Below are 15129 nucleotides of genomic sequence, written 5' to 3' on the forward strand. Positions count from 1 at the left end.
TGATATGACAGTACTTGAACTCAAACAAGCGAAAAAGACATTCGGCTCGGGTCATAAAAAAGTCGAAGCCCTAAAAGAAACCAACTTTCAAGCCAAAGCTGGAGAAATGATTGCTATTATCGGTCCTTCTGGTTCCGGTAAAAGTACGTTTTTAACAATTGCCGGCGGATTGCAGACACCATCGGAAGGAGACGTTCTGATCAATGGCACGTCTCTAGCAAAACTCAACGAGAAGAAGCTATCCAAAGTTCGATTGAACGAAATCGGCTTTATTTTGCAAGCATCTAACCTGGTGCCATTTTTAACGGTCCACAACCAAATGATGCTCTTAAAGAAAGTAAAAAAAGACACATTAAACGACCAAGAGCTTGAAGATCTCTACAAAGACCTTGGTATCGAAGAGCTTCGCAACAAGTACCCTTCCGACTTGTCTGGAGGGGAACGCCAACGAGTGGCGATAGCAAAGGCTTTGTACACGAACCCATCTATCGTATTAGCCGATGAACCGACAGCCTCTCTGGATTCAGAACGCGCGTATGAAGTGATGGAACTGTTGCAAAAAGAAACGAAGTCGAAAAAGACGACCACACTCGTTGTCACACATGATACGCGATTGATTGACTACTGTGACCGTGTCTTTAAGATGACAGACGGCACGTTACGTGAAGAAGACCATACACCGAAAGAAGGCGCTGCGCATGACTAAACGGACACTTGTCTGGTTTCGTCGTGACCTCCGCCTTCACGATCACCCTGCGCTAGCACAAGCCGGTCACGATGGCCGCGTGCTAGCTCTTTTCACTCTATCCCCTGAGATGCGCAAATTAGAAGCTTCTTGTTGGTGGTTAGAAGAATCATTGAAAGAACTGAAAAGCACGCTTCATGAAAAGGGAATTACACTTCTAGTCACGGATGAAGATCCAACGACTTGCATCCCAAAACTTGTAGACGAACATAACTGTGACCAAGTTCTGTGGAATGACAGCTATGCAACAGACGAGCGAAAGGTAGAAATCGCTGTAAAAAAAGTGTTAGAGGATAAATCCATCACGTATCAAACACTGGATGGAGACCTCCTCTTCCCCCATCACGAACTGACAAAAGACAACGGTGAACCTTATTCGATTTTCACTCCCTTCTATAAACGTTCGCAGCAAGAAACGGTGAAACGACCGGTTGCGATGCCTGAAGAATGGCAAGGGATCCGTGCAAAAACATTGAAGACAATTGAAGAACTAGAACTCCTCCCCAATCATCCGTGGACGAAAAAGTTTGCGAAGCACTGGATTCCAGGTGAGAAAGCGGGCATCAAAAACTTCCAACGATTTGCAAAAGAAGAGATTGGGGACTACAAAAAAATGCGAGACTTTCCAGACGCGCAGGCAACTTCGGAAATCTCTCCGTATTTGACGTGGGGCAATCTTAGCGTTCGCGCTGTCTACTATGCTGCGAAACGAGAAAAGAATGCGGAGCCTTACCTACGCCAACTCGTGTGGCGTGAGTTCGCAAAACGTCAATTGTTAGAGCATCCAACGCTTGAGACGAAGGCGTTGCGGTCTGAATTTGATAAGTTCCCATGGAAAGCAAGTAAAGCCGACTTCGAAAAGTGGAAACGCGGTGAGACGGGCTATCCCCTTGTAGATGCTGGCATGAAGCAGCTTTGGGAAACAGGCTGGATGCACAATCGCGTACGAATGGTCGCAGCTTCCTTCCTCACCAAACACCTTCTCCTTCCTTGGCAGTGGGGAGCTGAATGGTTCAAAGAGACATTGGTCGATTACGACGAGGCGAATAACGGGATGGGTTGGCAGTGGGTCGCTGGAACAGGCATTGATGCTGCGCCGTATTTCCGAATCTTTAATCCCACGACACAACTCGAGAAATTCGATAAAAACGCGGAATACGTACATCACTGGAAAGCTGAGCAAGATATCGAACTGATCGTCGACCATAAAGAAGCACGGGAACGCGCACTTGAAGGGTATAAGTCTATAAAATAACACAGTTGTACTTCTAGACAATACAACCCATGCTATACTGAAAAGGTATTTTATCCAATCAGTTAAGGAGTGACGCATGTGAATTTTCAACCTGCAACACGAATGGAACGCTTCCCTACATCAATTTTTGGAGAACTAAAAAAAGCCGCGGCTGTCCGCACCTCAAATGACTTACCTGTTTATGACCTGAGCCTTGGCAGCCCAGACCTCCCACCAGCAGAAGCGGTCCGTCAGACTCTTTCAGAGAAAAGTGCGCTTGCCACTTCTTATGGCTATACATTGACTGGGACCACACGTTTTTATGAAGCGGTCGCAACCTATTACAAAAATCGTATGGGCGTCTCCCTAGACCCCGAAACTGAAATTGTTCAGACAATGGGTTCACAAGAAGGTCTTGTCCACCTCCCTCTTGCGTTTTGCAATGAAGGCGATATTGTCCTGACAACCAATCCCGCATATGTCGCATATGATGCAGGCATCCATGTAGCCGGTGCAATACCTTACTACCTTTCACTTGATGAAGAGAACGGTTTCTTACCGGACATCGCATCGATACCTGATGAAATTGCAGATAAAGCGAAATTGTTGATTTTAAATTTACCTGGCAACCCAGTACCGGCTTTGCCAAGTGATTCGTTTTTCAAAGACGTCGTCACGTTTGCGAAAAAGCACAATATTATTGTTGTCCATGACGCTGCGTACGCTGAATTTTATTTTGATGGAAGCGGACCGAAGAGTTTCTTGGCCACTCCTGGAGCTAAAGAAGTGGGGCTTGAAATTAATTCTCTATCAAAGACCTTTAGTCTGGCTGGGGCACGAATTGCGTACATCGCAGGAAATGCTGAATTGATTGCTGTAATCAAAAGCTTGAAATCTCATCTCGACTATGGAATTTTTGAACCGATTCAAGAAGCAGCCATCACAGCCCTATCGCACGCAGAGGAAATCACTGACAATCTGCGCCGCGTATTTTCAGAACGTCACCACGTGTTGCGACAAGGACTTGAAGAACTCGGCTGGAAAGTCGCACCTTCAAACGGTGGTATGTTCATTTGGGCAGCGTATCCGTATCCGATGAAAGACACAGAATTTGTGTTCCACGTATTGCGTGAAACAGGAGTCGTCATGGTACCTGGATCTATCTTTGGGACAGAAGGTGACGGGTTTGCGCGAATTGCTTTAGTAAAAGATGTTGACGTATTGAAGGAAGCACTCGAAGCATTAAAAACTCTCCAACCGATAGAAGTTGGATAAGGAGGAAGTTTAGGTATGTACATTTATTTGACAGATACACCGCAAGTGAGCGGTTTTCATTTAAAAGGTGAAACAGAACGTTATATTAACGAATATGAAACTCTGCAAGAACTAGAGGGGCATGGCTACGAAGTGATTGATTCATCTGGAGAGCTTTCTGATAAAGGATTTTTCGTACTAAATAATATTCCTGTGACGGAAGCAGGTCGCCCCGTTTTCGAACAACGCTTCATGAACCGCGCTCGCGCGATTGAAGACGAACCAGGGTTTATTGCGATTCGCGTGATGCGCCCAATGGATTCCAACACATATATCATATTGACGGAATGGGAAGACGAGAAGAATTTCAAGGATTGGCAATCATCACAAGCCTATTCAAAAGCACACGCAAAACGCGGTACTGACGACGGCATCGACAAACGTCCTGCCATTTTTAATGGACCTAGTTTTGTTACTACGTATAGCGCAAAATAAAACAACCGACCCCGCATCACGCGAGGTCGGTTTTTTATTTGTAATTAGTTTCCATAACATGACTCAGGGCACATAAAAGAGTTTCGAGGGCACAGAAACGCTCGCTGAAGGAACAAAACTACTCACGCACGTCACAAAAACAGCCTCCCAGGGCACAAACCCCAAGCGACCCAAGACCTTACTAGAAAAATCTTCAATCCATCACCAAAAAACCGACCCCGCATCATGCGAGGTCGGTTTTTTATTACTCATATTCTTTTTGAATATCCTTCGTACTACGCACCGTATCAATCGGGCGAACTAACGCTTCGATTTGTTCACGGCGGCCTTCAAACTTCGGTGGCAATGCTAGCTTCTCTCCCAAAGTCTCATATGGCTCATCATCCATAAATCCTGGCCCATCTGTCGCAAACTCGAATAATAACGGTGGTGCGATTCGTGCATATAGTGACTCGAAATAGAATCGGTCGACATAGCCAGATGACGGAATACCCACTTGGTTCAAACGGTCAATCCAGAAATTCAATGCGTCCCGGTCTTCAACGCGGAACGCCACGTGGTGAACCGTACCGAAACCTTGACGACCTGGTGGTAACACGACGTTCTTCTCGATGATGACCGCAGCCCCATTTCCACCTTCCCCTACTTCCATCCACGTCAAATCGCCTTCAGATGCGATTTCACGGAAACCAAGTACTTTATCTAGCATCTCCTTTAAGAAGTCGACGCGGTCGTAGCGGAACACAATCGGACCCAATCCTGTAATCGCAAACTCTAGTGGAATCGGACCGTTCTGCCATGGAGTACCGGAAGCTACTCCACTATTTGTTTCGTCTGAGATCAATTGATAACGCTGGTCGTCAAAGTCAGCAAATTTTACAACTTTACGGCCAAACAGTTCTTCAATTCCTTGATTTTTCACACCTAGACGGTCAAATCGTTTCACCCAATACTCTAATGCTGCATCCGTTGGAACACGGAATGATGTACGGTAGATTTCGTTCGTTCCGTGAGACCCTTTTTGAATTCCTGGAAAGTCAAAGAACGTCATGTCTGTTCCTGCGCTACCGCGGTCATCTGCAAAGAATAAGTGATACGTCTGGATATCATCTTGGTTGACTGTTTTCTTTACTAAACGCATCCCGAGCACATATGTGAAGAACTCATAGTTTTTCTCCGCACTGCTCGTGATCGCTGTAACGTGGTGGATTCCTTTTAATTCATTCATGATTTTTCCTCCTTGTGTTTCTTTCTGATTTTAGTATACGACGTAATTATCTTGAATTCAAGATATTTGTTTAGTAAAAAACCCATTCCTATAGAATGGGCTAAAGACTCTTAGTTATCATCTAAAATCGAATCGCGTTTTTCAGTAAGGAACGTGAGAACTTTGTTGGTTGGATCATACGATTCCCCATAAAATTCTTCATCTATGTACGTATGAATATTTTCATACGTCCATTTCATCGCTTCGTACACTTCTTTCTCATCACGTGGTTCAGGCGTCCAGTAAAGAATCTCAAGCACTGTGTTCTCGCCAGTTGCTAGAGAACGACGATTGTATCCAATTTGAGTCGCATGGACAAATCCTTCACGCTGATAGAAACGTAAACGTTTTTCAGTATCTGTATCTTCATAATTCACAGGCTCAACTTCTAATAGAATCGTTTTACCAGTGGCTTTTAGTTTTTCGAGTAACTTCTTCCCAAGACCTTCTCCGCGTGCTTCTTTTGAAACAAACAAGTAGTCGACAAAAATAAAGTCTTTAAATTCCACATACATGAGGACATGCTTTGGCCCCTCATCTTTGCGGTAGACCTTGCCTTTTTCTTCTAGCAACGTCTCCATATGCTCACGTGACTTCATTTCTTCTACAGGAAAGTATTGGTTCAATTTTGTATACCAGTTCATTGTTGTTAGCTCCTTCGAATTTTTCATTGCCCGGAGATTTTTGTTTTTTGCAGCGTACAAGTTGAGGAAAAATCAGGCTAGATAAAAATCCTCACCACGACATGTTTACCCGATATTCGTTATACTTAAACATAAAAGAGGTGTTTTTTTCGATGAAACTGTTTAAAGACCATTTAGATAGGGAATTACAGATTCCTACTTTTCCTCAGCGAATCGTTTCAATCTGTCCTGCCATTACCGAAACGCTCTTTGCACTGAACGTTCAGGATCAAGTAGTCGGCCGTACAAAATATTGTATTTTCCCAAAACATCAGGTGGAGGCACTTCCTTCAGTCGGAGGCACCAAAGATGTTTCCATCGAAAAAGTACGCGCTTTAAAGCCTGACTTGATCCTTGCTGAAAAAGAGGAAAATACAAAAGAAACGGTAGAGCTTCTTTCAGAAATCGCACCTGTCGTCGTGTTTGAGGTCCAGACGATTGAAGATTCTTACCGTCTGATTCGTGACCTTGGAGCGGTGTCCGGTGCGCAAACTGCTGCAACAAAACTTGAGCAAGAAGCGCGCATGTCTTTCGACTCACTACCTAAAGTTTCTGGACAGCCATCTGTCCTCTATATGATCTGGCGCAAACCATATATGGCAGTCGGTGATACTACGTATATCCAAGCAACGTTAGAAGCACTTGGATTCCAAAATGCAGCAAAGCCTCTTGATGGTCGCTATCCTGAAATCACACCTGAATTACTTGAAGAACTCAAACCGGATTATCTACTTCTCGCATCTGAACCGTTTCCATTTGCCGAGAAACACAAACAGGAATTTGCAGAGTTCACATCAACTTCTAAGCCCGTGTTAGTCGCCGGGGAAATGTTCTGGTACGGTGCAAAAATGACGGAAGCCGCACACTATTTTAAGAAACTTTTTGAAAATGATGAATCCTTCATCATTGACAACGACACAGTAAAGAAGGTAAGATAAACAAAACTTTTTGTTCGGGATGGGTAGAAGATGCCGGAGAGCCGCCATCGCCCTAGAGCAGAGTTGAGATGAGAGAGCAGAGATGAGAAATCCTCGACAAAGAAGAGTACACTGACGCGACATGTCAAAGAGAGCCGGTCATCGCTGAAAACCGGTCATGTCATCAGCTGGAATGGACTTTGGAGAGTCTTCTGAAAAGGAAGAACGGATGATCCCCGTTACAAGATCTGGAGAGAGTTTTTGAACTTGAAACCAGAGGTGGTACCGCGAACCGTTCGCCCTCTGCAGGCTTTTTGCCTGTGGAGGGCTTTTTTCATTTTCTGCTCCTATGAGAGGAGCCAAGTCCAGATGACACACTATGTGCACGAGTCTCTTAATGGAGATTCTTTAACCCCTATTTCTATCTACCACCGCTTACAAGGCGACCGTAAGTTTTTGCTTGAAAGCTCTTTAAAGCACGAAAAATCCGGTCGCTATTCCTTTATCGGCGCTTCCCCATCCACGATGTATTGTGGGGAAAAAGGCCAGTTGACTGTGAAAGACTTACTGAGTGGGGCGACTGATCAATTTCATGGAGACGCGATGACGCTTCTGAAACAGTTGCTTCCCCCTCCACTTCCCGAAGGTCCTTTCCCCTTTTCCACAGGGGCAATCGGCTACGTAGGATATGAAGTGCTAGGGCATACAGAACCAACAGGCCACCCACTTCCGAAAGCACGAGAATTACCAGACATCTATTTCCTGTGGTATCCAACAGTCGTCGTCTACGATCATCAGACGCATACGGTAACCGTACTAAACAGCAATGGAAATGAAGACGAAGTGGCGCAAGTGGTTGCGGAATTACAAAAGACGCCCACGACTGAGCTTCCTGATGAAGCGACGCCGCTTCACTTTACATCCAACATCACAAAAGACGAATTTCTAGCGAACGTTGAAAAATCGAAAGAATGGATTTATGAGGGGGAAATCTTTCAACTTGTATTGTCGCAAAGACTTTCTGCTTCCATTAATCAGACACCCTTCGCCTATTACCGAAAGTTACGACGCGTCAACCCTTCCCCTTATATGTTTTACATCGACTTCGGGGATGCAGTTGTACTTGGGGCTTCACCGGAAAGTTTCGTACGCGTTTCTGAAGGTGTTTTTCAGTCCAACCCGATTGCTGGAACGCGACCAAGGGGCGCTACGCGGGAACTTGATCTTGCGCTTGAAGAAGATTTGCGGCAAGACCCGAAAGAACGCGCAGAACACGACATGCTTGTAGACCTAGCACGTAATGACGTCGGTCGCCTTAGTAAAGCTGGCAGTGTAAAAGTCACAAAATATCAGCAAGTCGAGCGGTATCAACACGTGATGCACCTGGTGTCGGAAGTCGAAGGACAGCTACTTCCAAACATCCACCCACTTGAAGCACTCACAGCGTGTCTGCCAGCCGGTACCGTTTCGGGCGCACCAAAAATTCGAGCAATGCAGTTGATCAATGAACTTGAGACGACGCAGCGCGGTGTCTACGCAGGAGCAGTCGGCTATTTGAGCGCGAGTGGCAATTTAGATGCTGCCCTAGCAATTCGTACAGCGGTCATCTCTGAAGGTTCCATCGCAATCCAAGCCGGTGCTGGTATCGTGTACCATTCAGACCCCGTGAAAGAATATGAAGAAACGTTACACAAAGCACGCTCTCTTCTGGAGGTGTTCCAATGATTCTCTTGATCGATCACTACGATTCGTTTACGTACAATCTGGCCCAGTACTTTCAAGAACTCGGAGAGCAAGTCGAAGTGGTGCGCTACGACACGTTGACAGTGGAGTCCATCCAAAAAATGAACCCAACTGCTATCGTACTTTCTCCTGGCCCGGGCCACCCAAAAGACTATACAGTCACGCAAAATATTTACAAAGAGCTCCATACTACTTACCCGTTCCTCGGCATCTGTCTAGGGCATCAGTTAATGGGACTTTGCACTGGAGCAGCCATTATCTCAGCTCCGCAAATCTTTCATGGCAAGACCTCACGCTTACAAGATGCAGATACTCAAGAAGAAAGCGGTGTTGTGATGCGGTACCATTCGTTAGCTGTCGATGCAACGACTCTTCCAGAAGAGTTTCTACCTGTCAGCTTCGCACAAGAAGACGGGACATTGATGGAGATGCGTCACCGCACGTTACCCATTGTCGGGATGCAGTATCATCCGGAATCCATCGGAACACCGGACGGCAGAAAACGCTTGGCCAATTACTTACAAGGAGTGATGCGAAGTGAAAGCTACTTATGAGCGAATCCTAGAAGGGGACTACTTATCGCGATTGGAGATGAAACAACTCGCCGGTCAATTTTTTGAAGCAGATGCAGAGGAGAAGTTGATCAAAGATATCTTGCTGGCTCTTCACGCGAGGCAAGAAACGGCGGAAGAACTTGCAGGTGTTGTGGATGCCTTGATGGAACGTGCGACATCCTATCCTACTGTTCCCTTCCCGGTATTCGATATGTGCGGTACAGGTGGCGATCAATCGGGAAGTTTCAATATCAGCACAACCGCTGCATTTGTCACTTCAGGTGCTGGAGTCCGTGTCGCTAAACATGGCAACCGAAGCATTTCTAGCCGTTCAGGAAGTGCCGATGTATTAGCTGCTCTCGGATTAGAACTTACTGTTACACCGGAAGAAAGCGCACATCTCCTTGAGACGACAGGCCTTACCTTTTTATTCGCACCGGATGTCCACCCGGCGATGCGGGTTCTTCAACCGATTCGAAAAGCAATCGGGAAACCAACACTTTTCAATTTGATTGGACCCCTCGCCAATCCGTATCCGTTAACGCATCAATTAATTGGCGTGTACCGTGAAGACTACCAGCAAACACTGGCTGAAGCGGCACGTCTTCTTGGAAGAAAGCGGGCGGTCATCGTAACGGGTGAAGGGCGTCTTGATGAAGCTTCTCTTGATGGCACAACGCGCTATACTGTGTTGCACGATTCGGAAATCACGACGCACACCCTTACTGCAGAACAGGTCGGGCTCTCCCCACTTCCACGTGAAGCGATTGCAGGTGGCGACGCAGAACAAAACGCACACATTTTACGGGCTGTATTAAATGGCGAACCTTCTGCTTATTTGGACACGACATTGTTAAATAGTGGACTCGCATTGTTTGCTGCAGGAGCTGCATCTTCTGTCAGAGAAGGAATTGAAACTGCGCGGGAGAGCATTCAGTCCGGCAAAGCACTTCATCAATTGCTGCATTACCCAACAGCTGTGGAGGTAACGTCATGACAATACTAGATACAATCATCGCAACGAAATATAAAGAAGTAGAACAACTGAAAACAACAGTCTTACCGGAGCGATCCATCCCATTGCGCCAAAAATTATCGAATACACTCGCGCATTCGAATCGCCTTGAAGTGATTGCTGAAATTAAGCGCGCGTCCCCTTCAAAAGGATTGATACATCCGAACCTTGATGCTGTGGCGCAAGCCAGCCGCTACGTTGCAGGTGGTGCAGCTGCGATTTCGGTTCTCACGGACATCGAGTATTTCCAAGGGTCGTTTGAGGATTTGACGCAAGTAGCAAACTCTACCGATCTTCCAGTATTGTGCAAAGATTTTATGGTCGATCCAATTCAAATCGATGCCGCGTATAGCCACGGAGCGTCCATCATCTTATTGATTGTTGCAGCACTAGAAGTTGATGCACTACACGCACTCTACGATTATGCGACTCGTCTTGGCCTTGAAGTACTTGTTGAAGTGCACGACGAAGAAGAATTGGAAATCGCTCTAAATCTAGGTGCTCAATTGATTGGCGTAAACAATCGAGACCTTCGTACTTTCGAAGTGTCTCTTGATACGACAGAACGGCTGGCACGGAAAATTCCTGTTACTGCAAACGTTCACCTCATTAGTGAAAGCGGTATTGTCTCCCCGCAAGATGCAGAACGCCTAAGTGCTTGTGGTGCCCATGGATTACTAGTCGGTGAGACATTGGTTCGCGCAGATTCAGTGGAAGAAGCGCTGCAAGCATTCCAGGTCGGGAGGGTCGTTCATGACGCGTATTAAGATTTGTGGATTAAAAGAGGCGGAACATGTGGAAGCTGCAGTTTTTGCTGGGGCAGATGCCATCGGTTTTGTATTCGCCCCGAGCAAGCGCCAAATCACGCTATCAGAAGCCGCTCAACTTGCGAAAGCCATTCCGTTCCCTGTCAAAAAGGTAGGGGTTTTTGTGAACGCGACTGCCGAAGAAATCAATGCCACGTCACAAGCCGTTCCTCTCGATTACGTGCAGTTGCACGGGGATGAACCCGACACATTACTGGATGCCATTGAAGTACCCGTGATTAAAGCATTTTCAATCCGTTCAAAAGAAGATTTGGAGCGTGCGTTTGCAAGCCCTGCTCCCCTCGTACTCGTGGATGCACCAGGTACGACACACCGAGGAGGTTCCGGTCACACATTTGATTGGACGTACTTCCATCAAGTATCAACGTCGAGACCCTTCATTCTAGCAGGTGGATTGACGCCAGAAAATGTAGGAGAAGCCGTACGAGATTTACAGCCCGCTATGGTGGATGTATCGAGTGGCGTAGAAACTGATGGACGAAAAGACAGCGAAAAAATTAAGGCGTTCATACGCGCCGTACGGGAGGAATTAGGATGACAAACTACACAGCACCAGTAAAAGGTCGCTACGGAAATTACGGTGGCCAATTCGTTCCAGAGACGCTCATGCACGCTTTAGCAGAACTTGAAGAAGCCTACCTTGACGCGCAAAAAGATCAAGTGTTTAACGAAGAAGTCCGCTATTATCTGGAACAGTACGTCGGGCGTGAAAATCCTTTATATTTTGCAGAACGTTTAACTAAGCATTATGGCAAAGCAAAAATTTATTTGAAACGTGAAGATTTAAACCATACAGGAGCGCACAAAATCAACAATACAGTCGGACAAGCCCTCCTTGCAAAACGTATGGGGAAAAAGAAAGTCGTTGCTGAGACTGGTGCCGGCCAACACGGCGTTGCTACTGCAACTGTTAGTGCGTTGTTCGGCCTTGAGTGCACGATTTTTATGGGAAAAGAAGACATTCGTAGACAACAGTTGAACGTTTTCCGGATGGAGTTGCTGGGTGCTAAAGTTGTCGAAGTTACACAAGGAAGCGGTACGCTGAAAGACGCTGTCAACGAGGCTCTTCGTTACTGGGTCACACATGTGGACGATACGCACTACATCATGGGGTCAGTTCTAGGACCTCACCCATTCCCGCAAATTGTCCGAGACTACCAATCCGTAATCGGCCAAGAAACACGGCGCCAAAGTCTCGCGCAATTCGAGCAGTTACCTACACACGTTCTCGCCTGCATCGGCGGTGGTAGTAATGCGATGGGTATGTTCTATCCGTTCATCAATGATTCCGATGTAAAGTTAATTGGTATTGAAGCAGCTGGTCACGGGGTCGCTTCTGGGAAACATGCAGCAAGCTTAACTGGTGGGAAAGTTGGCGTATTGCACGGTGCCATGATGCACCTCTTACAAGATGAAGCTGGTCAAATTCAAGAAGCTCACTCGATTTCAGCAGGACTTGATTACCCGGGTATCGGACCCGAGCATAGTTACCTGCACGACCTCGGTCGCGTCGAGTACACGTCTGTGACGGACGAAGAAGCATTGACAGCTCTACAACTACTCGCCCAGACAGAAGGCATTATTCCGGCACTTGAATCAGCACATGCACTTGCTCACCTAGACGTCCTCCTCCCAACGACAACCGAAGATGATCATGTCGTCATTTGTTTATCAGGTCGTGGAGACAAAGACGTGCATACAATCCGAGAAGCACTCGCTAGTAAGGAGGAAAACGAATGAGTCGATTAACAAAAGCAATCCAGTCGCGCGTGGAGGCAGGAGAAACTGCGTTCATCCCCTATATCATGGCGGGTGACGGAGGACTCGACGGGTTAAAGGAACAACTGCTATTCTTGCAGAATTCGGGTGCAACAGCGGTCGAGCTAGGCATTCCGTTTTCCGATCCAGTCGCAGATGGCCCAGTCATCCAAGCAGCTGGCCTTCGTTCACTTGCCCATGGAACTACGCTTCGCGACGTTCTTGAGGCTGTGAAGGCACTAAAGAGCGACATCACGCTTCCACTTGTGGTCATGACGTATTTCAATCCTATTTTACAGCTCGGGCTCGATACATTTGCGAACTTGGCCAAAGAAGCGCGCGTTGCAGGTGTCATCGTATCTGATCTTCCACTCGAGGAATCCGAGATTTTGTCTGGTGTACTAGAACCTGCTGGAATCGATTTAGTTCAATTAGTCAGTTTAACGAGCCCGCGCGAACGTGTGGAACGGATTGCGAAAGCTTCCCAGGGATTCGTCTACGCTGTAACGGTGAACGGCATAACCGGGACACGCCAGTCGCTGCCAGAAGAGACATTTAAGCATCTTGCTGCACTTAAGTCTGTGAGCCCAGTTCCAGTGATGGCAGGCTTTGGTGTCTCGACTCCTGAGCATGTACAGCAATTAAGTGAGGTCGTGGATGGCGTAATCGTTGGAAGCTTTGTAGTCGACGCACTGCACCGGGGTGACCGTGACGCAATTCTTCCACTACTAGATGCAGCGCGTTCTGTGCGAGCAGAGGTTTAACTGATTTCTTAAGGTCTTTCTAGTAAGGGCTTGGGTCGCTCGGGGGTTTGTGCCCTGGGCGGCTGTTTTTGTGACGTGCGTGAGTTGTTTTGTTTCTCGAGCGAGCATTTCTGTGCCCTCGAAACTCATTTGTGTGCCCTGAGTCATGTTATGGAAACTAATTTCATCTGCAAGCCCTGATTTCCTAAGATCTTTCTAGAAAACTACACAAAAGAGCCCGACACTCCCCAGAGTATCGGACTCTTTTTCTATTGGTAAAAGACGTTGGTCCAAATCATCGAAACGATACTGGCCCTTACATCCCTATGCTGCTAGTGTCCCCCGAACTAACTCTGGATAAGAGCTGTAAGGGTCTAAATTGGAATCTTCCAATCTAGTGGTCGTCGCGCATGATGGGATCCATGTCTTAACCCGCTGGATTAGTTCTGTTCGCTTTTACGGCGACGAGTCATGAATGCTGCTGCACCAAGTGATGCTGCTAGTAAAGATCCAAGTAGGAATCCTTGTGCACCCATACCTTCTTCTTCAGCCATTCCGCCCATACCAGTACTTGGCATACCTTCTGGCATCTCCCCACCTTGGAAGTTTTCAGGGAATTGATCAACAATTGCGCCTGAGATAGCCGCTGATGGCATTAACATGTGCGCATAAGCTTCACGAAGGTTTGAGTATGCTCCTTCGAAATCGCCCTCTACATATAGATCAAATGCTGCTAATAACTGATCTACGTGCTCAGTCAAACCAGCTTCTAAATCTGCTGCTGGTAAACGGTCTTCAGTAGCCGCTGCTAGGAATGCTGCTTGCTCAACGATATACTCGTCAAGTTCTGCCATTGCCTGCTCTTGTCCAGCTTCATCCTCATTTGCTGTAGCAACCACGTAATCTACGAAGTAGCCAATGTGGCTGTTCCAGATCTCTTTAAATTGTGCTCCGCCTTCTTCACCATATACTGAAGCGACTGCTGCTGATAGGTCATCTGCGTTAGCAAGAAGTGCTGCTGCTGATGCATCATAGTCAGGGTCACCATCTACTCCATTTTGCATAGCCATTACTGCAAGTCCGGCATGCTCTGTGAAGATACGGTCTAGGTTAGCACGTAAATCCGCTGCTGGTGTTACAGCTACAGTATTATCAAAGTTCTCTGGGAATTGGTCAGTAATTGCTGAAGCCATACCAGATGCTACCATTACCATGTGGTTGATTGCTTCGCGCTCGCTATTGTAAGACGCTTCATAATCTCCAGCTACATAGCTATCGAACGCTGCGACTAATTGACCTACGTGTTCAGTCAACCCTGCTTCTAGATCTGCTGCTGGTAAACGTCCTTCAGTTGCTGCATCTAAGAATGCTGCTTGCTCGACAATGTATTCATCTAATTCAGCTACAGCTTGATCTTTTCCTGCTTGGTCATCTGCTGCAGTTGCATTTGCATAGTCTACGAAGTAGCCAATGTGTGAAGCCCAAATCTCTTTGAATTGTGCTCCTGCTTCTTCTCCATATACAGAAGAGACAGCTGCTGTTAAGTCATCTGTGTTCCCGTTTAATGCGCCAGCTAATGCTTCAAAATCTTCTGTTCCATCTGCACCTTTTTTCAATGTTTCCACTGCTAAGAATGCATGCTCAGTGAATAAGTGTGTTAGTGTCGAGCGAAGTTCTGATGCTGGTGAAGAAACTCCCATGTCATCTGAAACTGCTCCACCCATTGAAGAATGATCGCCGTGGTCATCTGCTAGTGCAATCGCCGGTGCCGCCATTGTCATTGCCAGTGTTGCCGCTAAAATTGCTTTTGATTTCATTTTGTAGTTCATGTGAATCTCTCCTTTTTTTGGGGTTTTTATTTTACACCAAGCTAACGGAAGAGAAATTCGATTGG

At 46.6% G+C, this 15129-nt stretch carries 15 protein-coding genes and 1 other annotated feature; of the genes, 12 read left to right on the forward strand and 3 right to left on the reverse strand.

The window, feature by feature from the left end; all coding sequences use genetic code 11:
- The first annotated feature begins 4 nt into the window (after nucleotides 1-4).
- The 4 genes from JOD03_RS06950 to JOD03_RS06965 all read left to right on the forward strand — a co-directional run bounded on the left by JOD03_RS06950 (nucleotide 5) and on the right by JOD03_RS06965 (nucleotide 3728).
- Nucleotides 5-706 carry an ABC transporter ATP-binding protein gene (locus JOD03_RS06950; RefSeq protein WP_204590126.1) on the forward strand — a complete coding sequence of 234 codons (702 nt, stop codon included), beginning with the start codon at nucleotides 5-7 and terminating at the stop codon, nucleotides 704-706.
- Nucleotides 699-2000: a cryptochrome/photolyase family protein gene (locus JOD03_RS06955; protein WP_204590127.1), complete on the forward strand. Its 1302-nt coding sequence runs from the start codon at nucleotides 699-701 to the stop codon at nucleotides 1998-2000. Before JOD03_RS06950 ends, JOD03_RS06955 begins: the two co-directional genes overlap by 8 nt.
- A 78-nt stretch (nucleotides 2001-2078) precedes the next feature.
- Entirely contained in the window at nucleotides 2079-3254 is a 1176-nt protein-coding gene (locus JOD03_RS06960; RefSeq protein ID WP_204590128.1) for an aminotransferase class I/II-fold pyridoxal phosphate-dependent enzyme, read from the forward strand.
- A 15-nt stretch (nucleotides 3255-3269) separates the two neighbouring features.
- Nucleotides 3270-3728, forward strand: coding sequence for an antibiotic biosynthesis monooxygenase family protein (locus JOD03_RS06965; RefSeq protein ID WP_204590129.1), 459 nt, complete (start codon nucleotides 3270-3272; stop codon nucleotides 3726-3728).
- Nucleotides 3729-3972: 244 nt separating this feature from the next.
- On the opposite strand, the gene JOD03_RS06970 is transcribed toward JOD03_RS06965, so the two are convergent.
- Together JOD03_RS06970 and JOD03_RS06975 are read right to left on the reverse strand one after the other, a co-directional pair.
- Complete coding sequence (locus tag JOD03_RS06970) at nucleotides 3973-4956, reverse strand: ring-cleaving dioxygenase (protein ID WP_204590130.1); 984 nt, start codon at nucleotides 4954-4956, stop codon at nucleotides 3973-3975.
- A gap of 110 nt (nucleotides 4957-5066) precedes the next feature.
- Entirely contained in the window at nucleotides 5067-5639 is a 573-nt protein-coding gene (locus JOD03_RS06975; RefSeq protein ID WP_204590131.1) for a GNAT family N-acetyltransferase, read from the reverse strand.
- A 152-nt stretch (nucleotides 5640-5791) separates the two neighbouring features.
- Between JOD03_RS06975 and JOD03_RS06980 the strand changes: the two genes are divergently transcribed.
- The 8 genes from JOD03_RS06980 to trpA all read left to right on the forward strand — a co-directional run bounded on the left by JOD03_RS06980 (nucleotide 5792) and on the right by trpA (nucleotide 13256).
- Nucleotides 5792-6616, forward strand: coding sequence for an ABC transporter substrate-binding protein (locus JOD03_RS06980; protein ID WP_204590132.1), 825 nt, complete (start codon nucleotides 5792-5794; stop codon nucleotides 6614-6616).
- A gap of 84 nt (nucleotides 6617-6700) precedes the next feature.
- Nucleotides 6701-6902: a binding site (T-box leader), on the forward strand.
- A gap of 62 nt (nucleotides 6903-6964) precedes the next feature.
- Entirely contained in the window at nucleotides 6965-8320 is a 1356-nt protein-coding gene (trpE, locus tag JOD03_RS06985; RefSeq protein WP_204590133.1) for an anthranilate synthase component I, read from the forward strand.
- Nucleotides 8317-8892, forward strand: coding sequence for an anthranilate synthase component II (locus tag JOD03_RS06990; protein WP_204590134.1), 576 nt, complete (start codon nucleotides 8317-8319; stop codon nucleotides 8890-8892). The genes trpE and JOD03_RS06990 overlap by 4 nt, the downstream gene beginning before the upstream one ends.
- On the forward strand, nucleotides 8876-9889 hold the full coding sequence (gene trpD, locus JOD03_RS06995; RefSeq protein WP_204590135.1) for an anthranilate phosphoribosyltransferase: 1014 nt from the start codon (nucleotides 8876-8878) through the stop codon (nucleotides 9887-9889). Before JOD03_RS06990 ends, trpD begins: the two co-directional genes overlap by 17 nt.
- A complete protein-coding gene (trpC, locus tag JOD03_RS07000) occupies nucleotides 9886-10674 on the forward strand; it encodes an indole-3-glycerol phosphate synthase TrpC (protein ID WP_204590136.1) in 789 nt (262 codons plus the stop codon). The genes trpD and trpC overlap by 4 nt, the downstream gene beginning before the upstream one ends.
- Complete coding sequence (locus tag JOD03_RS07005; protein ID WP_204590137.1) at nucleotides 10661-11272, forward strand: phosphoribosylanthranilate isomerase; 612 nt, start codon at nucleotides 10661-10663, stop codon at nucleotides 11270-11272. Before trpC ends, JOD03_RS07005 begins: the two co-directional genes overlap by 14 nt.
- A complete protein-coding gene (trpB, locus tag JOD03_RS07010) occupies nucleotides 11269-12474 on the forward strand; it encodes a tryptophan synthase subunit beta (RefSeq protein WP_204590138.1) in 1206 nt (401 codons plus the stop codon). The genes JOD03_RS07005 and trpB overlap by 4 nt, the downstream gene beginning before the upstream one ends.
- Nucleotides 12471-13256 (forward strand): tryptophan synthase subunit alpha, encoded by a 786-nt coding sequence (gene trpA / locus JOD03_RS07015; protein ID WP_204590139.1) that lies wholly within the window; start codon nucleotides 12471-12473, stop codon nucleotides 13254-13256. Before trpB ends, trpA begins: the two co-directional genes overlap by 4 nt.
- Nucleotides 13257-13675: 419 nt before the next feature.
- Here the strand turns inward: trpA and JOD03_RS07020 are convergent, their stop codons facing one another.
- Entirely contained in the window at nucleotides 13676-15064 is a 1389-nt protein-coding gene (locus tag JOD03_RS07020) for a copper amine oxidase (RefSeq protein WP_239584876.1), read from the reverse strand.
- Nucleotides 15065-15129 lie beyond the last annotated feature (65 nt).

It is taken from the genome of Chryseomicrobium aureum (assembly GCF_016909155.1).
GTDB lineage: Bacteria > Bacillota > Bacilli > Bacillales_A > Planococcaceae > Chryseomicrobium > Chryseomicrobium aureum.